We start from the raw sequence: 19,512 nt of genomic DNA, 5'->3' as shown, positions 1-19,512 counted from the left end.
CACGCGTTATCGTTGATGACCTTCGCGAGCACGCTCGCTCCTACAGGGATTTTTACAGAACAAAACAGCAGGTGAAGTCATGACCACAACCCAACCCCTGGAATTGCTGGCGCCGTTGTCCGGGGTGCTGCTTGCCCTGGACCAAGTGCCTGACCCGGTGTTCTCCAGTCGCCTGATCGGCGATGGCCTGTGCATCGATCCGACCTCGCAGACCCTCTGCGCGCCGCTGGCCGGGGTGATCAGCAATATCCAGGACAGTGGTCATGCGGTGAGTGTCACCGACGACAACGGCGTCCAGGTGCTGATGCACATCGGCCTGGATACGGTGAATCTGGCGGGCAAGGGTTTCACCCGATTGGTCGAGGAAGGCCAACGGGTGGAAGCCGGGCAACCGCTGATTGAATTCGATGCCGACTACGTGGCGCTCAACGCCCGTAGTTTGCTGACCCTGATGCTGGTGGTCAGTGGTGAACCCTTCAAACTGCTGACGCCCGAGCAGGGTTTGGTGGACGTGGGGCAGCCGCTGCTGCGGGTAACGCCGCAAACCGCTGCCGATGAGGTGAAAGACGAGGAGGGCGATGCCCTATTCTCCAAGCCGCTGACCTTGCCCAACGCCAACGGCCTGCATGCGCGCCCGGCGGCAGTGCTGGCGCAGGCGGCCAAGGGCTTCAAGTCGAGCATTTACCTGCACAAGCAAACCGAGAGCGCCAATGCCAAGTCGCTGGTGCGGATCATGGCGTTGCAGACGGCGCAGGGCGATACCTTGCAAATCAGCGCGGCAGGCGAGGATGCCGAAGCGGCGATCCAGGCATTGGTGACCTTGCTGGTGGAAGGCTGTGGGGAAGCGGTGGCGGCTCATCAGCCCGCCGCCGAGCCCGTGGCACCCGAGTCATCGGCGACCTTGCTGCGCGGTGTGTGCGCGTCGCCAGGTTCGGCGTTTGGCCAGGTGGTGCAGGTTAAATAACCGGCACTGGACATCGTTGAGGCCGGCAAGGGTGAAGCGCTGGAACGTGCCGTGCTGATACAGGCCCTGAGTGACGCGAACCTGGCCCTTCAAGCCTTGCAGGAAAAAGTCGTCGGCAGCGCCCAGGCCGAGATCTTCCGCGCCCACCAGGAATTGCTGGATGACCCGGCCTTGCTGGAACAAACCCGCGACCTGCTGGACCAGGGCAAAAGCGCAGCCTTCGCCTGGAACAGTGCCACCGAGGCCACCGCCAGGCTCTTCCAGGGCTTGGGCAACGCCTTGCTCGCCGAGCGTGCGGCTGATCTGGCCGACGTTGGCCAGCGGGTGCTGAAACTGATCCTCGGGGTTCAGGACAGCGCCTGGGATTTGCCGGAGCAGGCGATCCTGATTGCCGAACAACTCACCCCTTCGCAAACCGCCAGCCTCGACACGCGCAAGGTGCTGGGCTTCGTCACCGTGGGCGGCGGTGCCACCAGCCACGTCGCAATCCTGGCCCGTGCCCTTGGCTTGCCGGCCATCTGTGGCGTGCCGGCGCAGGTGCTGGAATTGGTCAACGGCAAGCAAGTGCTGCTGGATGCCGACAAGGGCGAGCTGCACCTGAACCCGGACTTGGCCGAGATCGAACAGCTGCAAGCCACCCGCCAACAGCAAGTGCTGCGCCGCCAGCGGGAAGTGGAGCAAGCCTCTTTGCCCGCCACCACGCGTGACGGACATCACATTGAAGTGACGGCCAACGTCGCGTCGTTGCAAGAGGTGGAACAGGCGCTGTCCCTGGGTGGCGAAGGCGTCGGTTTGCTGCGCTCCGAATTCCTCTACCTGGACCGCAACCGCGCGCCGAGTCCCGAAGAACAGGCGGGCACCTACAGCGCTATCGCCCGTGCATTGGGGCCGCAGCGCAATCTGGTGGTGCGCACCCTCGACGTTGGTGGCGACAAGCCGCTGGCCTATGTGCCGATGGACGCAGAGACCAACCCGTTCCTCGGCCTGCGCGGGATTCGCCTGTGCCTGGAGCGCCCGGAACTGCTGCGTGAGCAATTTCGCGCGATCCTCGCCAGTGCCGGTTTCGCCCGCCTGCACATCATGTTGCCTATGGTCAGCCTGCTCTCGGAGCTGCGCCTGGCGCGGCAGATTCTTGAAGAGGAAGCGTTGGCCTTGGGGCTGACGCAATTGCCAAAGCTTGGGATCATGATCGAAGTGCCGTCGGCGGCGTTGATGGCCGACTTGTTTGCGCCGGAGGTGGATTTCTTCTCCATCGGCACCAACGACCTGACGCAATACACCCTGGCGATGGACCGCGATCACCCGCGCCTCGCCAGCCAGGCCGACAGCTTTCACCCAGCGGTACTGCGCCTGATCGCTACCACCGTCAAGGCGGCCCATGCCCATGGCAAGTGGGTCGGTGTGTGCGGTGCGCTGGCGTCTGAAGCGCTGGCAGTGCCGGTGCTGATCGGGTTGGGAGTGGATGAGTTGTCGGTCAGTGTGCCGTTGATCCCGACCATCAAGGCCACCGTGCGCGAGCTGGACCTGGCGGACTGCCAATCCATCGCCCGCCAGGTGCTGGGCCTGGAAGAAGCGGCGCAGGTACGCGAGGCATTGCGGGTGTATCACGCGGCGACTGTTGAAACCTCATTGGTTGTGGAGAACTGACATGTTCGAGAAATTTCAGCAGGCGTTCTGGAAGGCCCTGACCCCGGATTTGATTCTTGAAACGCCGCAGGCGGTTGCCGTGCCGGTGGGCGAAACGGCGTTGGCGCCGGCGGTGCTGAATGCGCTGGGCGGGGCGGAGAATCTGAAGTCGCAGCAGCGGGTGGCACTGACGCGGGTGCGGGTGCAGTTGCAGGATGCGGGGCGGCTGGATGCGCAGGCGTTGAAGGCGGCGGGTGTGCCGGGTGTGATGGTGTTGGCGGGAGGGGTGGTGCACTTGATCACAGGCCTGACCAGCGCCTGAACCGGATGCGGTGAACGTGCTTTTTGTGGCGAGGGAGCTTGCTCCCGTTGGACTGCGAAGCAGTCCCAGCAGGCTTGCCTCATTCTCCCGATAGAGCGGGGTGGCAGGTTTTAGGGCTGCTTCGCAACCCAACGGGAGCAAGCTCCCTCGCCACATTTAATGGGATGCTGTCAGTTACAACTGCGGGGTTTCTTCCGTCGGCTTGGTCTTGTCCACGCCCGGCACATGCAGGTTGCCTTCCACCACCTGGTTGCCTTCCAGCTGCGGCTGCGTCACCCACGTCAGAATGTCGTAGTACCGCCGGATGTTCGCCACAAAATGCACCGGCTCACCGCCACGGGCATAGCCATAACGCGTCTTGCTGTACCACTGCTTCTGCGCCAGGCGCGGCAGCATTTTCTTCACGTCCAGCCACTTGTTCGGGTTCAGGCCTTCTTTCTCGGCCAGCTTGCGCGCGTCATCCAGATGGCCAGTGCCGACGTTGTACGCCGCGAGGGCAAACCAGGTGCGGTCCGGCTCGGCAATCTTGTCGTCCAGCTCATCCTTGATCTTGGCCAGGTACTTGGCGCCGCCCATGATGCTCTGCTTGGCGTCCAGGCGGTTGGATACGCCCATGGCTTGTGCGGTGTTCTGGGTCAGCATCATCAGGCCGCGCACGCCGGTCTTGGAGGTGACCGCCGGCTGCCAGAGTGATTCCTGATAACCGATGGCCGCCAACAGGCGCCAGTCGACCTTTTCTTCCTTGGCGTAGGCGCGGAAGTGTTTCTCGTATTTGGGCAGGCGCTGCTGCAGATGCTGGGCGAAGGTGTAGGCGCCGACATAGCCGAGTACATCGACGTGCCCGTAATAGCGGTCTTTGAGGCGTTGCAGGGTGCCGTTCTTTTCAACCTTGTCGAGGTAGCTGTTGACCTCGTTGAGCAGGCTGTTGTCATCACCCGCCGCCACGGCCCACGCCTGGTTGCTGGCGTCACCCAAGTCAAAGGCCACCCGCACGTTGGGGAAGTAGACCTGGTTCATCGCCACTTCGTTGGAGTCCACCAGGGTCAGGTCGATCTGGCCTTCGTCCACCATGCGCAGCAGGTCGACCACCTCAACGGCGTCGGACTCTTCGTATTCAATTGCGGGATTTTGCTTTTTCAGCGCCGCCAGTTGCTCGGCGTGGGTGCTGCCCTTGAGCACCATGATCTTCTTGCCCACCAGGTCTGCCGCGGTTGTAGGGCGGGACTGGCCGTTGCGGTAGATGATCTGCGGGGTGACTTCCAGGTACGGGTGGGAGAAGCGCACTTCCTGGCGCCGCTGCTCGCTGCTGACCAGACCGGCGGCGGCCAGCACCGGGCCGTTGGGTTTGCCGATCTGTGAAAACAGGTCGTCAAGATTGTCGGCGGTCTGGATCTCCAGCTTTACACCCAAGTCGTCGGCAAAGCGCTTGACCAGTTCGTATTCGAAACCGGTTTCACCGTTGCGGTCCTGGAAATAAGTGGCCGGGCTGTTTCGGGTGACCACCCGCAATACGCCATCCTCCTTGATTCGCTCCAGCGTGTTGGGTTTATCCACACACGCGCTGAGCAGCAGGAAGAGTCCGGTGACGAAGAGCCATTTGGCGCATCGCGGGCGTAAAGCAGTAGGGGAGAACATCTGCGCAGTATACGCAAAGGACCCTCGGCGCCATATCTCGACAGCGGGGCACTTGTCTGCTAGCACCCGTAAACCTTGGCTACAGGCCGCAGAAACGGGGCTTGGCAGCCGATTGTGACGGTTAAAATAACTGCCCGGAATAGCCTGTATGGCCCTCTGATACCGTGCGATTTATGCCAACTGACGTTCGGCAGCGGCCACGGGTGCCGTTTCGGGTGCCGTTGGCGACGGTTTACGCTAGAATGCACGGCCTCAAAGCACACCCCCTTCCCGAGGCTGTCCCGAAGATGTTGATCCTGCGCGGCGCTCCTGCCCTTTCTGCCTTTCGCCACAGCAAACTCCTTGAGCAACTGAGCCAGAAGGTACCTTCTGTCAGTGGCTTGTATGCTGAATTTGCTCACTTCGCCGACGTTACCGGCGTTTTGACCGCCGACGAACAGCAAGTGCTGGCGCGCCTTCTGAAGTACGGTCCCAGCGTTCCTGTTCAAGAGCCTAACGGCCGCTTGTTCCTGGTCTTGCCACGGTTCGGCACCATCTCGCCCTGGTCGAGCAAGGCCAGCGACATCGCCCGCAACTGCGGCCTGGAAAAAATCCAGCGCCTGGAACGTGGGATTGCCTTCTATGTAGCAGGCCAGTTCAGCGATGCCGAGGCCGAGCTGATCGCCAGCAGCCTGCACGACCGCATGACCCAGATCATCGTAGGCCAGCTGGAACAGGCCGCCGGTCTGTTCAGCCACGCCGAACCCAAGCCGCTGACCGCGATTGACGTGCTCGGTGGCGGTCGCGCCGCGTTGGAAAAAGCCAACACCGAGCTGGGCCTGGCCCTGGCTGAAGACGAAATTGACTACCTGGTCAACGCCTTCATCGGTTTGAAGCGCAACCCCCACGACATCGAACTGATGATGTTTGCCCAGGCGAACTCCGAGCACTGCCGTCACAAGATCTTCAACGCCAGTTGGGATATCGACGGCCAGAGCCAGGAAAAAAGCCTGTTCGGCATGATCAAGAACACCTACGTGATGCACAGCGAAGGCGTTCTGTCGGCTTATAAAGACAACGCCTCGGTCATCGTCGGCAGCGTTGCCGGCCGTTTCTTCCCGGACCCTGAAACCCGCCAGTACGGCGCGGTGCAGGAGCCGGTGCACATCCTGATGAAAGTCGAGACCCACAACCACCCGACCGCGATTGCCCCGTTCCCGGGCGCAGCCACAGGTTCCGGCGGTGAGATTCGCGACGAAGGTGCAACCGGTCGTGGCGCCAAGCCAAAGGCTGGCCTCACCGGCTTCACGGTGTCCAACCTGCAGATCCCGGGCTTCGAACAGCCGTGGGAAGTGCCGTACGGCAAGCCTGAGCGCATCGTCACCGCGCTGGACATCATGATCGAAGGCCCGCTGGGCGGCGCGGCGTTCAACAACGAATTCGGTCGTCCGGCCCTGACCGGCTACTTCCGTACCTTCGAACAATCCATCACCACCCCGCGTGGCGATGAAGTGCGCGGTTACCACAAGCCGATCATGTTGGCCGGCGGCATGGGCAACATCCGTGCTGAACACGTACAGAAAGCTGAAATCCTGGTCGGCTCCAAGCTGATCGTCCTCGGCGGGCCAGCGATGCTGATCGGCCTGGGCGGCGGCGCCGCTTCCTCCATGGCCACCGGCACCAGCTCGGCAGACCTGGACTTTGCATCCGTTCAGCGTGAAAACCCTGAAATGGAACGCCGTTGCCAGGAAGTTATCGACCGTTGCTGGCAGTTGGGTGACAAGAACCCGATCAGCTTCATCCACGACGTGGGCGCCGGTGGTTTGTCCAACGCCTTCCCGGAACTGGTCAACGATGGCGACCGGGGCGGGCGCTTCGAACTGCGCAACATTCCAAACGACGAGCCGGGCATGGCCCCGCACGAAATCTGGAGCAACGAATCCCAGGAACGCTACGTGTTGGCCGTCGGCCCTGCCGACTTCGAACGCTTCCAGGCGATCTGCGAACGCGAGCGCTGCCCGTTTGCCGTAGTCGGCGAAGCCACTGCCGAGCCGCAACTGACGGTCACCGACAGCCACTTCGGCAACAGCCCGGTGGACATGCCGCTGGAAGTGCTGCTGGGCAAAGCCCCGCGCATGCACCGTTCGGCTGTGCGTGAAAGCGAACTGGGCGATGACTTCGATCCGTCGACCCTGGCCATCGCCGACTGCGTGGAGCGCGTCCTGCACCACCCGGCCGTTGCCAGCAAAAGCTTCCTGATCACCATCGGCGACCGCACCATTACCGGTCTGGTTGCCCGTGATCAAATGGTCGGCCCGTGGCAGGTTCCGGTGGCTGACGTTGCCGTTACCGCCACCAGCTTCGACGTGTACACCGGTGAAGCCATGGCAATGGGCGAGCGTACTCCGCTGGCCCTGCTGGACGCCCCGGCGTCGGGCCGCATGGCCATCGGCGAAACCCTGACCAACATCGCGGCTTCGCGTATCGGCAAGATCTCCGACATCAAACTGTCGGCCAACTGGATGTCTGCTGCCGGCCACCCGGGTGAAGATGCGCGCCTGTACGACACCGTGAAAGCAGTCGGCATGGAGCTGTGCCCTGAGCTGGGCATCACCATTCCGGTAGGCAAGGACTCCATGTCCATGGCTACGCGCTGGAATGATGAAGGCGTAGACAAGAGCGTTACCTCGCCGCTGTCGCTGATCGTCACCGGCTTTGCGCCAGTCACCGATATTCGCCAGACCCTGACCCCGCAACTGCGCATGGACAAGGGCACCACCGACCTGATCCTGATCGACCTCGGTCGCGGCCAGAATCGCATGGGTGCCTCGATCCTCGCCCAGGTGCACGGCAAGCTCGGCAAACACGCCCCGGACGTCGACGACGCCGAAGACCTGAAAGCCTTCTTCGCTGTGATCCAGGGCCTGAACGCTGACGGCCACCTGCTGGCTTACCACGACCGTTCAGACGGTGGTTTGCTGACCAGCGCCGTGGAAATGGCCTTCGCCGGTCACTGCGGCCTGAGCCTGAACCTCGATGGCCTGGCAGAAACATCTGCCGACATCGCTGCGATCCTTTTCAACGAAGAACTGGGCGCTGTGATCCAGGTTCGCCAGGACGCAACCCCAGACGTACTCGCACAATTCAGCGCCGCTGGCCTGGGTGACTGCGTGGCCGTGGTTGGCCAGCCGATCAACAACGGTGAAATCAACATCGTCTTCAACGGCGAAACCGTGTTTGAAGGCCAGCGCCGCCTGCTGCAACGCCAGTGGGCCGAGACCAGCTACCAGATCCAGCGCCTGCGTGATAACGCCGACTGCGCCGAGCAGGAATTCGACGTAATCCTGGAAGAAGACAACCCGGGCCTGAGCACCAAGCTCAGCTTCGACGTCAACCAGGACATCGCTGCGCCTTACATCAAGAAAGGCATCCGCCCACAAGTTGCCGTACTGCGTGAGCAGGGCGTCAACGGCCAGGTGGAAATGGCAGCTGCGTTCGACCGTGCCGGCTTCAACGCGATCGACGTGCACATGAGCGACATCCTCGCCGGTCGCGTTGACCTCAACGAGTTCAAAGGCCTTGTAGCCTGCGGTGGTTTCTCCTACGGCGACGTACTGGGTGCCGGTGAAGGCTGGGCCAAGTCGGCCCTGTTCAACAGCCGTGCCCGCGATGCGTTCCAGGGCTTCTTCGAGCGCAACGACAGCTTCACCCTGGGTGTGTGCAACGGTTGCCAGATGATGTCCAACCTCAGCGAACTGATCCCGGGCAGCGAGTTCTGGCCGCACTTCGTGCGTAACCGTTCCGAGCAGTTCGAAGCGCGGGTGGCGATGGTTCAGGTACAGGAATCCAACTCGATCTTCCTGCAGGGCATGGCCGGTTCGCGCATGCCAATCGCCATCGCCCATGGTGAAGGCCATGCGGAGTTCTCCAGCGAAGAAGCGTTGCTGGAAGCCGACTTGTCGGGTTGCGTGGCGATGCGTTTCGTCGACAACCACGGCAAGGTCACCGAAGGTTACCCGGCCAACCCGAACGGCTCGCCGCGCGGGATCACCGGGCTGACCAGCCGCGACGGTCGCGTCACCATCATGATGCCGCACCCGGAGCGCGTATTCCGCGCCGTGCAAAACTCGTGGCGCCCGGAAGAGTGGAACGAAGACGGCGCGTGGATGCGCATGTTCCGTAACGCTCGCGTCTGGGTGAACTAAGGCGGTGTACAAGCTCAGCTTCTTTGTGCCTGACAGCTTTGTTGAGACGGTGAAAGCCGCCGTCTTCGCTGCTGGCGGTGGGCGCATCGGCAACTACGACAGCTGCGCCTGGCAGGTCCTGGGCCAGGGCCAATTTCGCGCGATGGACGGCAGCCAACCGTTTATCGGGCAGGTGGGGCAGGTTGAAGTGGTTGAAGAATGGAAGGTTGAGCTGGTGGTGGCGGATGAGTTGATTGTGGCTGTTGTGGCTGCGTTGAAACTGAGCCATCCGTATGAGACACCGGCGTATGAGGTGTGGCAGTTGGCGGATTTTTGATTCGCCGGTTGTGAAAACGAGAAACCCGCTGGGCCTTGATGGTCAGCGGGTTTTTTGTTGACGGTGATTTGAATGAAACGCTTGACGGATACTTGCTGATTTAATACTGTATATAAACACAGTGTTTAGGCGGTATGGATTCACTCGCTGAGTCTCAAGCAGTGTGCACATGACCCAGGAGGGGCATGTTTGATCATTAGTCCGACAATCGGGCGTTATGAATAAAGAGAGGGAACTTATGTCTTATCCAGAAAGCAAACTTACAGGCATGACCGGCTTTGCCAAGTCCGCCAAAGTCACCGGTGGATGGTCTGGCCAAGTAGTCAGTATCACGACATTGGATCAACTTAAAGCGAATATCGCGGATGCAACACCGCGGGTATTGGTGATCAACAGTAATATTTCCGCCTCCGCCTTGACCAAGGTTTCAATGGGGTCCAACAAAACCCTGGTGGGCTCTTTTCAGAACCGTACGCTCAACAATATTCACCTGCGCGCCACGCCTGAATCGCAAAACATTATTTTCCAAAACATTATTTTCCAGCATTCAGTCGGCATCAAGGACAATGATGACATTCAGCTGTACCTGAACTACGGCAGCAAATACTGGATTGACCATTGCTCGTTCGTCGGCCATGACTGGTCGGCGAGCGATGGCAGTCTGGACAAGTTGCTGTACATCGGTGACAAAGCCGATTATGCGACGATCAGTAACTGCTTCTTTGGCAACCACAAATATGGTTTGATCTTGGGGCACCCGGCTGACGACAACAACGCTGCTTATAATGGGTTTCCGCGGCTGACGATTTGCCACAACCGTTTTGAAAATATGGAAGTGCGCGCGCCGGGCCTGATGCGTTATGGTTACTTTCACGTCTATAACAACTACATCAATAAGTTCCACCTTGGCTTTACGCTTGCTCAAAATGCCAACATTCTTTCCGAAAGCAATAACTTTGGCGCGGGCAGCGAAAGCAACGGCATGCTTGATGATAAGGGCTCGGGTACATTTACTGACAATGGTAGTGTTCCTGCTATTACCAATCAGAAGTCGCCTAAAGCGCAATGGACCGCGTCGTCTAATTATACCTACACCTTGAAAACTGCTGCGCAGGCCAAGGACTTTACTGTCAAGAACGCGGGCGCGCAGTCTGTAAGCCTGGTGTTTGGCGGCTAAGCACTGAAGCATTTGCAAGTCTTGGCTGTAGAAACAAGAAACCCGCTGGGCCTGGATGGTCAGCGGGTTTTTTGTTGGCTGAGGTTCTGTGGAGAGCCTACGGATGTTTTGGATTTTTCTTACGGCCTTTTCAGGTTGTCGCTCGGAACCTGCCTCTCTAACCTTCGCCAGTCGCTGCCAATTCAGTGACCGGGACTGCAAGCTCGTAAACATCACCAGGAGCCTATTCTTCTCGGAGCTTTACGATGGTCAACGAAAACACCTCATCTTCCATAGCCTCGCTTCAAGCCGCAGCCCGCCAGGCGAATGGTCAACCTGCTGATCAGTTATTTACCTTGATACCCAATCTGGATAGCGAAACCCTGCTGGCCAACGCCTCCCAGGATCTGGCCTCGGTGCTGGCGCTGACAGTTCATCTGGCGTTTGAAATCGACGGTTCCCACCGTGATGTGGCGCTGGGGATTTGTCGGATGCTGGAGGGGATTCAAATGATGGTGGATCGGACGCTGGATTTATATGACGTGCCTGAACAGGCGGACCCGGCTTAGAAACATCTCTTCCATATAGGCAGTAACCCTGTGGCGAGGGAGCTTGCTCCCGCTGGGGCGCGAAGCGGCCCCAGAACCTGCCACAGAGTTCTACCTGGAAAAAAGCGGCGTTCTTATTGGGGCTGCTGCGCAGCCCAGCGGGAGCAAGCTCCCTCGCCACAATTTTGCTAGGCGCCGGTTACGGCTTCGCGGCCACTGACCAGTCGCTCCAAGGCCTCACCCAATCCCGAAGCCTTGTCACCAATCAGCAAGTGCCAAACACCGCTCTCAAGCTGGCTCACACCCTGGCAACCCAGCGCCGTCAGTTGGGACTCCGACAAGACCGAACCATCCCCCAACTCTACCCGCAACCGTGTCATCGCCACCGCATCCAGTTGCAGCACATTGGCCCGACCGCCCAGCGCACTCAGCCATTTCTCGGCCTCATGCACATTCACCGGTGCGCTCTTCTCAACAGGCGCAACCACCACCGCAGCAGCCGCAACATACGAAGGCATCGCCAACCGAATCTCATCGGCAATGCTGTCCGCCATCGGCCCGACCACCACCTGCAAACTCCCGCCATTGCCCGGCCGAACCACCGCCATGGCACCCAGCGCTTTCAGCTCGGCATCCACCGCTTTGTTGCGATCCACCATGTCCAACCGCAGGCGCGTCGTGCAAGCACCCACACTCAGCAAATTCTGCGCACCACCCAGCGCGCGAATGTAAGCCCCGGCGCGCTGGTTATCGGTCATGGTTTCAGCCGGTACGACCTGAATATCCTCACGCCCCGGCGTCTTCAAATTGAACCGACGAATGCAGTAATTGAACACGCTGTAGTAGATCACCGCGTACGCCAGCCCAACCGGGAACACCAGCCAGCCGTTGGTGGATTTACCCCAACCCAGCACCATGTCGATAAACCCGCCGGAGAAGGTAAAGCCCAGGTGAATGTTGAGCATGTTGGTGATCGCCATCGACAACCCGGTCAACAGCGCATGCACCAGATACAGGAACGGCGCAAGGAACATAAACGCGAACTCGATCGGCTCGGTCACCCCGGTCAGGAACGAGGTCAGCGCCATCGACAGGAAAATCCCGCCCATGATCTTGCGCCGTTCCGGCAGTGCATTGCGGTACATCGCCAGGCACGCTGCGGGCAGGCCGAACAGCATCACCGGGAACATGCCGGTCATGAATTGGCCGCCTTTCGGGTCGCCGGCAAAGTAGCGGGTCAGGTCGCCCGTCACCACCGCGCCGGTCACCGGGTCGGTGAAGGTGCCGAACACAAACCACGCCATGTTGTTGAGGATATGGTGCAAGCCGGTGACGATCAGCAGGCGGTTGAACACACCAAACACGAACGCGCCGAAGCTGCCGCTTTCCATCAGCAACACGCCGAAGCTGTTGATACCTTGCTGCACGGGTGGCCAGATCAAACCAAAGATTACCCCCAGCGCCACAGCCGAAAACCCGGTGACAATCGGCACAAACCGTCGCCCACCAAAGAACGCCAGGTACTCCGGCAGCTTGATGTCTTTGAAGCGGTTATACAGCGCGCCGGCCATCAAGCCGCTGGCGATACCCGCGAGCATGCCCATGTTGATGCTGGCGTCCATCACCTTGAGGGTGGAGACCATCACCAGGTAACCAATGGCACCCGCCAGGCCCGCCGTGCCGTTGTTGTCGCGGGCAAAACCCACGGCAATGCCGATGGCGAAGATCAGCGCCAGGTTGGCGAAGATCGCTTGCCCGGCGTCGTGCATCACCGCGATGTTCAACAGGTCGGTGTCGCCCAGTCGCAGCAGCAGGCCGGCGATCGGCAAAATCGCGATCGGCAGCATCAGCGCACGGCCCAGGCGTTGCAGCCCTTCGATAAAATATTGGTACACGGCGTGTCTCCCTATTTTTGTTGTTTTCAGCTCAGCGGCCAGTGGTGTTGACAGGCTTGGCGAACGGCTTTGGCGCTGCTCAGGTTAAGCAGGCTTTGGCTCAGTTGCCGGCATTGGGCTGCGTCCAGATGACGGACACGGTCCTTGATTTCTCCGATTTGCGGCGGGCTGACGGACAGCTCGCTGATGCCCAGGCCGATCAGTACTGGCGTGGCCAGCGGGTCGGACGCAAGCGCCCCGCACACACCCACCCAACGCCCATGTTTGGCGGCGCCGATGCAGGTTTGGGCGATCAGCCGCAGCAGCGCCGGGTGCATGGCGTCGACGCGGGCGGCGAGGCCGGCGTGGTCGCGGTCCATGGCCAGGGTGTACTGGGACAGGTCATTGGTGCCGATGGACAAAAAGTCCGCGTGCTCGGCCAGTTGTTCGGCCATCAGCGCGGCGGCGGGTACTTCGATCATCACGCCGAGCTCTGGGCGTTGGGTCAGTTCCAGTTCGGCGCACAGTTCATCGAGGCGCTGGCGGATGTGCAGCAGTTCGTCGACTTCGCTGACCATCGGCAGCAGGATCCGGCAGCGTTCCAGCGGGCTGACCTGGAGAAGGGCGCGCAGTTGCTGGTCCAGCAGTTCCGGGCGCACTTGAGCCATGCGTATTCCGCGCAGGCCCAGCACCGGGTTGGTCTCAAACGGCAGCGGCAAATAGTCGAGCTGCTTGTCGCCGCCGACGTCGATGGTGCGGATGATCACAGACTTATCGCCCATGGCATCCAGCACGGCTTGATAAGCCTGGCGCTGCTCTTGCTCGTCGGGCGCAGTGCGGCGGTCGACGAAGAGGAATTCGGTGCGCAGCAGGCCGACGCCATCGGCACCGTTTTCAAAGGCCAGCTGGGCTTCGGCGCTGGAAGCAACGTTCGCCGCCACTTCAATACGCACGCCATCCTGAGTGCTGGCGAAGCCTTGAGCCTCGGCCTGTTGCTGCTGGCGACGCAGTTTCTGTGCGTCACGCAACTGGTGAACCTGGGCATGGCGCGCATCATCCGGCGTCAGTTCCAGCCGACCGTTGGCGGCATCCAGCACCACGCGTTGGCCTTGGGGCACATCGAGCAACTCAGTGCCCAAAGCAACCACACACGGCAGGCCTTTGCCCCGCGCCAGAATCGCCACATGCGAGGTCGCACCGCCCTCGGCCATGCAGATGCCGGCGGCGTGTTGTTTGCTCAGTTGCAGCAGGTCTGACGGGGTCAACTCATGGGCGGACACGATCGCGCCGGCCGGCAAATCAAAATTCCAGGCCTCGCCCAGCAGCGCCCGCAGCACGCGTTGTTGCAAGTCCCGCAGGTCGTTGGCGCGTTCGGCGAACAACGGTTTACCGAGGGCCAACAGCACCGAACATTGAGCCTGTATTGCATCGCGCCAGGCGTGAGTCGCGGCGCTGCCATGTTCGATGGCGGTGGTGGCCGCTTCCAGCAGCGTCGGGTCTTCCAGCAGGGCCAGGTGGGCGGCGAAGATCTCCTCTTCTTCCACATCCTTGCGCTGGCGAGCCTGGTCCAGGGTGTGGCGGATTTCGCCGCGCACGTGCTCCAGGGCACTGTCCAGATGCTGCAATTGTTCATCCGGCGCGTTGTTGCCCGGGTCTGCCGGCAACTCGATTGCGTTCAGGCGGAACAGCGGGCCGCAGACCAAACCGGGCGCGGCGCACACGCCTTGCAGTACACCCACTTCGGTATTGACTCGGCGCGGAGCGACGGCCACAGGAGCGTGATGCGCTTCGCCAACGGCCACTGACAGCGCGGCAATCAGCGCTTGCAATGCCGCTTCACAATCCTTGCCGCGGCAGGTGACCTGCACCTCGTCCTGTTCACCAATCCCCAGTCCCATCAAGCCGATCAAGCTCTCGCACGACGCCGTCTTGCCCGCGAAATGCAGCTGCGACTGGCTGCTGAATTCCTGCGCCGTCTTGCGGATCAAAGCGGCGGGACGCGCGTGCAGGCCGCCACGATGGGTGATGCGAAGGGTTGCGCTGGCTTCAGTGACCGACTCATCAATCACTTTCGCCGCCCCGGCCAAGCGCGCAACCACATGCAGCAGCGGCTCACCAACCCGGACCGTTTTCAGGGTGATCGGCCGTAGCTCAAACAACTCACCGTTGGTCAGGATGATCAGGCTGACCAGGCTTTTGCACTGCCGAGCAATCAGGTCCAGGTCAAACTGCACCAGCGCCTGGCCCTTGCTCACCCGCGTACCTTGCTTGACCAGCAGTGCGAAGCCTTCGCCATTCAATTCCACCGTGTCGATACCCACGTGCATCAGCAATTCGGCGCCGTTGTCTGCGCGAATGGTCAGCGCATGCCCGGTGCGGGCGACGTGGATGATCACGCCATCGCACGGTGCATGCAGGCAATCGTTGAGCGGGTCGATGGCAATGCCGTCGCCCATGGCGCCACTGGCGAACACTTCGTCGGGAACGTTGCCCAGGGTCAGCACCGGCCCGCTGAGGGGGGCGCTGAGGGTGAGGTCTTTATTATTGTGGGACATGGGCACGGTACTCATCAGGAAAACGCTGCAATCAACTCAGTGGGTACGGGTCACTTTGCTCAAGTGACGCGGTTGGTCCGGGTCCATGCCCCGGGCTTCGGCCAAGCCTGCGGCCATGACGTAGAAGCTCTGGATCGCCAGGATCGGGTCCAATGCCGGGTGTTCGGCGCGGCTTAAGGTCAGGTCGCGCTCGGCGATGTCGTCGGGGGCGGCCAGCAGCACGCGGGCACCGCGCTGGCGCATGTCGGCGGCCAGGCTCAAAAGGCCGGCTTGTTCGGCGCCACGCGGGGCGAAGACCAGCAGCGGGTAGTTGTCATCGATCAGGGCCATCGGGCCATGGCGTACTTCGGCGCTGCTGAAGGCTTCGGCCTGGATCGCCGAGGTTTCCTTGAGCTTGAGCGCGGCTTCCTGGGCGATGGCAAAACCGGCGCCACGGCCGATCACCATCAGTTGCTGGCAGTCGCGCAGGGCGTGGATGGCCACGCTCCAGTCTTGCTTGGCAGCTTCACGCAAGCCATCGGGCAAGGCCTGGCACGCTTGCAGCAGTTCAGCTTCCTGGTTCCAGTGGCCGATCAATTGGGCGCTGGCGCTCAGGGTGGCGATAAAGCTTTTGGTGGCGGCGACGCTGCGTTCCGGTCCGGCGCACAGCGGCACGTGGAATTCGCAGGCGGCTTCCAGTGGTGAGTCTTCGGCGTTGACCATCGAGATGCTTAAGGCGTCGCGTTTGCGCAACAGGCGCAGGCTGTTGACCAGGTCCGGGCTTTGCCCCGACTGAGAGAAACCGAACGCCACTTGCCCGCTGACCTTGAGCGGCGATTGCAGCATGGTCACCACCGACATCGGCAACGACGCCACCGGAATTCCCAGGTGCTGCATGGTCAGGTAGGCGAAGTAGCTGGCGGCGTGGTCCGAGCTGCCGCGGGCGATGGTCATTGTCACTTGCGGTGGCTGACGGCGCAGGCGGCCGGCGACTTCCACCAGCACGGGTTCCAGGCGTTGCAGTTGAGCCTCGACGGCCTCACAGGAGGCCAGGGCCTCTTCAAGCATTTTTGAAGTCAATGGTTTCTCCTTCGACCATTACGTCGGTGAGGTTCAGGGAGCGGTCCAGGCGTACGCAGTCGGCAAAGCTGCCGGGTTGCAGGCGACCGCGTTCTTCCAGGCCCAAATAGTCCGCAGGAAATTGCGACAGGCGTTGTGAGGCTTCGCTGATCGGCAGGCCGATCTTCACCAGGTTGCGCAGCGCCTGGTCCATGGTCAGGGTACTGCCGGCCAGCGTTCCATCGGCCAGGCGTACGCCGCCCAGGCACTTGGTCACGGTGTGGCTGCCCAGCTTGTATTCACCGTCGGGCATGCCGGCGGCGGCGGTGGAATCAGTGACGCAGTACAGGCATGGGATCGAGCGCAGGGCCACGCGTATGGCACCGGGGTGCACGTGCAGCAGGTCGGGAATCAGTTCGGCGTATTTGGCGTGGGCCAGTGCCGCGCCGACGATGCCGGGCTCGCGGTGATGCAGCGGGCTCATGGCGTTGTACAAATGGGTGAAGCTGGTGGCACCGGCGGCGAGGGCGGCGACGCCTTCTTCGTAGCTGCCCAGGGTGTGACCGATCTGCATGCGCACGCCGCGTTCGCTGAGGGCGCGGATCAGGGCGTCATGGCCAGCGATTTCCGGGGCAATGGTGATCACCCGGATCGGCGCCAGGCGCAGGTATTCTTCGACTTCGGCCATCAAGGCGGTGTGGGCGAAGTTCGGTTGTGCGCCGAGTTTTCCCGGGTTGATGTAGGGGCCTTCGAGGTGCACGCCCAGAACACGGGCGGTGCCGGTCGGGCGGCTTTCGCAATAGGTGCCGAGTTCGCCGAGCACGCGGGAGATTTCGTCCACCGGTGCGGTCATGGTGGTGGCCAGCAGCGAGGTGGTGCCAAACCGCACATGGGTGCGGGTGATGGTCTGGAAAGCATCGACGCCTTCCATGATGTCTTTGCCGCCACCACCGTGCACGTGCAGGTCGATAAAGCCTGGCAGCAGGTACGGCAGGTGGTTGTCAGCCGGGTCGCACGGGCTGCCTTCAACGGCAGTCACCTTGCCGTGCTGGTGCACCAGACGGCCGCGAATCCAGCCGTGTGGCGTGAGGATATTGTCTTCGGACATGGGCAGTTCTCTAAGGCCGCAATTCAGCGGCAAAGTCATATCGGCGCAGCTCTGCCACGAAGTCGTAGTAGTCGTTGCGGCAGTAGGTGTCGGTGATTTCTATTGGAATGTTGTCGGCGGTGTAGCCCACCCGGGTCATCAGCAGCATGGCGGTGCCGGGAGCGATGCCCACCAGCGCTGCAAATTCGTCCGAGGCGTTGATCGCCTGGATGTGTTGCAGGGCGCGCACGATGGGCTTGCCGATGCTCTCCAGGTATTCGTAAAGCGAGTTGCCGATGGCCTGTGGGTGCGGGAGCACGGAGGCCGGCATGGCGGTCATTTCAATCGCCATCACGGTGTCGTCGGCCTTTCGTAAACGCTTGAGCCGCGCCACCTTGTCGGTAGGCGACAAGCCCAGGCGGATCAGTTCTTCATGAGTGGGCTGGGTGATGTCGCGCTCCAGCCATTGGGAAGTCGGCACAAACCCCTTGAGCCGGAGCATTTCGCTGAAGCCCGAGAGGCGCGACAGCGGCTGTTCCAGGCGTGGCGTGATGAAGGTTCCGGAGCCTTGGCTGCGACGGATCAGGCCTTGTTCGAACAGCACTTCCAGCGCCTTGCGGGCGGTCACCCGGGAAATGCTCAGTTGCTCGCTGAGCGCGCGCTCCGAGGGCAATGCCTGCTCGGATTTCCACTGGCCAGCGTGAATCGCGGCTTCCAGGTTGCGGGCCAGTTGCAGGTACAGCGGCGTCGATTGTTTGTCGTCGGGGCGCAAGGCCAGGATGGGGTTCATCGTGTCGGTTTCCGATGCGGTTATTGGAGTGTTGTCGCCCGGTAGTGATCGAAAGCTAATACCACTTAAATACCATGTCAATGCAGCGAAAACGGTGCAGGCGAGCGTTTACGGGCGCCTTAATAGTGCGTCAGATCAAGTGGTATTAGAGAGGTCTTTCTTGCGGGCAGAAGCGCCCAGCTTGCCGGGGTGAACTGGTATTCACCGGCAAGTGCCGCGTAGGGCGGGATTTTTTTTCGAATTATTTTACGAGCGATGGGAAATTACGGACGAATCTCGATCATCGTGCCGTCTTTGACCAGGTTCCAGACTTCGCGCATGTCGACATTGCGCATGCCAATGCAGCCGTCGGTCCAGTCCAGGGTGTGGAACCACTCTTCGGGGTAGTCCTCGGCGTCGGGGGTGCCGTGGATCATGATCATGCTGCCGGGTTTGACCCCTTCGCGGCGGGCGCGGGCGGCGTCGCTGATGTTCGGGTAGGAGATGTGCAGGGCCAGGTTGAAGCGGTCGCTGGTCTTGCGCCAGTCGATCCAGTAGAAGCCTTCCGGGGTTCGGCGGTCGCCTTCAATCAGCTTGGTGCCCTTGGGGTTTTTGCCCAGGGAAATGCGGTAGGTCTTGAGAGGCTTGCCGTCGTTGATCAGTTGCAACTGATGGGCAGACTTGAGCACCAGGATTTTCTCGACGGGTTTGCCGCCCAGGATTTCCTGGGTGGAGGCTGGCGACAGCGTGGCAAACGACAGGCAGATCAGAGCAAGCAACCAACGCATTAAAACGGTATCCCCTGAGAAGACTACGTGCCGCCTGGAGTGTTATTTGGCCAACTGGGTCAGCGGCGGCACCGACTCGCTGCGCACCGGATATGACTGTTGCCGGCGGTCAGCGAAAAAGCATTCTAAGGTACGCCCGACCGTGCGGAAAGCCAGCTCGGACCAAGGGATGTCGGCTTCATCGAATAAGCGTACTTCGAGGCTCTCGGGGCCTGCAGCAAAGTCCAGGTCGATCAATTCTGCGCGGTAAAAGATGTGCACCTGGCTGATGTGCGGCACGTCGATCAGGGTATAGATGCTCAGGTTACGCACCCGGGCGCAGGCTTCTTCCATGGTTTCACGCATGGCGGCCTGTTCAACGGTCTCGCCGTTCTCCATAAAGCCTGCAGGCAAGGTCCAGAAACCCAGGCGCGGCTCGATGGCGCGGCGGCACAGCAGCACTTGGTTGCCCCACACCGGTACGGTGCCCGCGACGATATTGGGGTTCTGGTAGTGAATGGTCTGACAGTGATCGCAGACATAACGCAGGCGTGCGTCGCCTTCGGGAATGCGCTGGGTGACCGGTTTACCGCACTGGCTGCAGAAGTTCATGCTGGGGTTCCTGGAGAGTGCGCCTATCTTGGCGTGACCGGGTAAGGGCTGCAAGTTGT

The 19,512-nt window shown here is 61.2% G+C and carries 13 protein-coding genes and 1 pseudogene; 6 read left to right on the top strand and 8 right to left on the bottom strand.

The window, feature by feature from the left end:
- Positions 1-79 precede the first annotated feature (79 nt).
- Positions 80-2,611: pseudogene (ptsP, locus tag CEC48_RS10500) on the top strand (phosphoenolpyruvate--protein phosphotransferase).
- Position 2,612: 1 nt separating this feature from the next.
- Complete coding sequence (locus CEC48_RS10495; RefSeq protein WP_088423675.1) at positions 2,613-2,912, top strand: PTS transporter subunit EIIB; 300 nt, start codon at positions 2,613-2,615, stop codon at positions 2,910-2,912.
- Positions 2,913-3,086: 174 nt separating this feature from the next.
- On the opposite strand, the gene mltF is transcribed toward CEC48_RS10495, so the two are convergent.
- Positions 3,087-4,547, bottom strand: a complete 1,461-nt coding sequence (gene mltF, locus CEC48_RS10490; protein WP_088423674.1) for a membrane-bound lytic murein transglycosylase MltF — start codon at positions 4,545-4,547, stop codon at positions 3,087-3,089.
- Between the two features lie 287 nt (positions 4,548-4,834).
- On the opposite strand from mltF, the gene purL reads away from it, so the two are divergent.
- The 4 genes from purL to CEC48_RS10470 all read left to right on the top strand — a co-directional run bounded on the left by purL (position 4,835) and on the right by CEC48_RS10470 (position 10,772).
- Positions 4,835-8,731, top strand: a complete 3,897-nt coding sequence (gene purL, locus CEC48_RS10485) for a phosphoribosylformylglycinamidine synthase (protein WP_088423673.1) — start codon at positions 4,835-4,837, stop codon at positions 8,729-8,731.
- Between the two features lie 4 nt (positions 8,732-8,735).
- On the top strand, positions 8,736-9,047 hold the full coding sequence (locus tag CEC48_RS10480; RefSeq protein ID WP_088423672.1) for an NGG1p interacting factor NIF3: 312 nt from the start codon (positions 8,736-8,738) through the stop codon (positions 9,045-9,047).
- 238 nt (positions 9,048-9,285) lie between these two features.
- A complete protein-coding gene (locus CEC48_RS10475; RefSeq protein WP_088423671.1) occupies positions 9,286-10,224 on the top strand; it encodes a pectate lyase in 939 nt (312 codons plus the stop codon).
- A 245-nt stretch (positions 10,225-10,469) separates the two neighbouring features.
- Entirely contained in the window at positions 10,470-10,772 is a 303-nt protein-coding gene (locus CEC48_RS10470) for a DUF6124 family protein (RefSeq protein ID WP_088423670.1), read from the top strand.
- A 167-nt stretch (positions 10,773-10,939) separates the two neighbouring features.
- Here CEC48_RS10470 and nagE read toward each other — a convergent pair whose 3' ends face one another.
- The 7 genes from nagE to CEC48_RS10435 all read right to left on the bottom strand — a co-directional run bounded on the left by nagE (position 10,940) and on the right by CEC48_RS10435 (position 19,453).
- Positions 10,940-12,646: an N-acetylglucosamine-specific PTS transporter subunit IIBC gene (gene nagE, locus CEC48_RS10465; protein ID WP_088423669.1), complete on the bottom strand. Its 1,707-nt coding sequence runs from the start codon at positions 12,644-12,646 to the stop codon at positions 10,940-10,942.
- 26 nt (positions 12,647-12,672) lie between these two features.
- Positions 12,673-15,180: a phosphoenolpyruvate--protein phosphotransferase gene (gene ptsP / locus CEC48_RS10460; RefSeq protein WP_088423668.1), complete on the bottom strand. Its 2,508-nt coding sequence runs from the start codon at positions 15,178-15,180 to the stop codon at positions 12,673-12,675.
- 36 nt (positions 15,181-15,216) lie between these two features.
- Positions 15,217-16,227: an SIS domain-containing protein gene (locus tag CEC48_RS10455; protein ID WP_371917758.1), complete on the bottom strand. Its 1,011-nt coding sequence runs from the start codon at positions 16,225-16,227 to the stop codon at positions 15,217-15,219.
- Positions 16,220-17,326, bottom strand: coding sequence for an N-acetylglucosamine-6-phosphate deacetylase (gene nagA / locus CEC48_RS10450; RefSeq protein ID WP_088423666.1), 1,107 nt, complete (start codon positions 17,324-17,326; stop codon positions 16,220-16,222). The genes CEC48_RS10455 and nagA overlap by 8 nt, the downstream gene beginning before the upstream one ends.
- Positions 17,327-17,336: 10 nt before the next feature.
- Entirely contained in the window at positions 17,337-18,095 is a 759-nt protein-coding gene (locus tag CEC48_RS10445; protein ID WP_088423665.1) for a GntR family transcriptional regulator, read from the bottom strand.
- Positions 18,096-18,358: 263 nt separating this feature from the next.
- Positions 18,359-18,862, bottom strand: a complete 504-nt coding sequence (locus CEC48_RS10440) for a murein L,D-transpeptidase family protein (protein WP_088423664.1) — start codon at positions 18,860-18,862, stop codon at positions 18,359-18,361.
- Between the two features lie 42 nt (positions 18,863-18,904).
- Positions 18,905-19,453, bottom strand: a complete 549-nt coding sequence (locus CEC48_RS10435; RefSeq protein ID WP_088423663.1) for an NUDIX hydrolase — start codon at positions 19,451-19,453, stop codon at positions 18,905-18,907.
- Between the last annotated feature and the right edge of the window lie 59 nt (positions 19,454-19,512).

It is taken from the genome of Pseudomonas sp. K2I15 (genome assembly GCF_002204795.1).
Classification (GTDB): Bacteria; Pseudomonadota; Gammaproteobacteria; order Pseudomonadales; family Pseudomonadaceae; genus Aquipseudomonas.
Note: the sequence above shows the minus strand (reverse complement) of the source record. Positions and strands in the feature narration are given on the sequence as shown.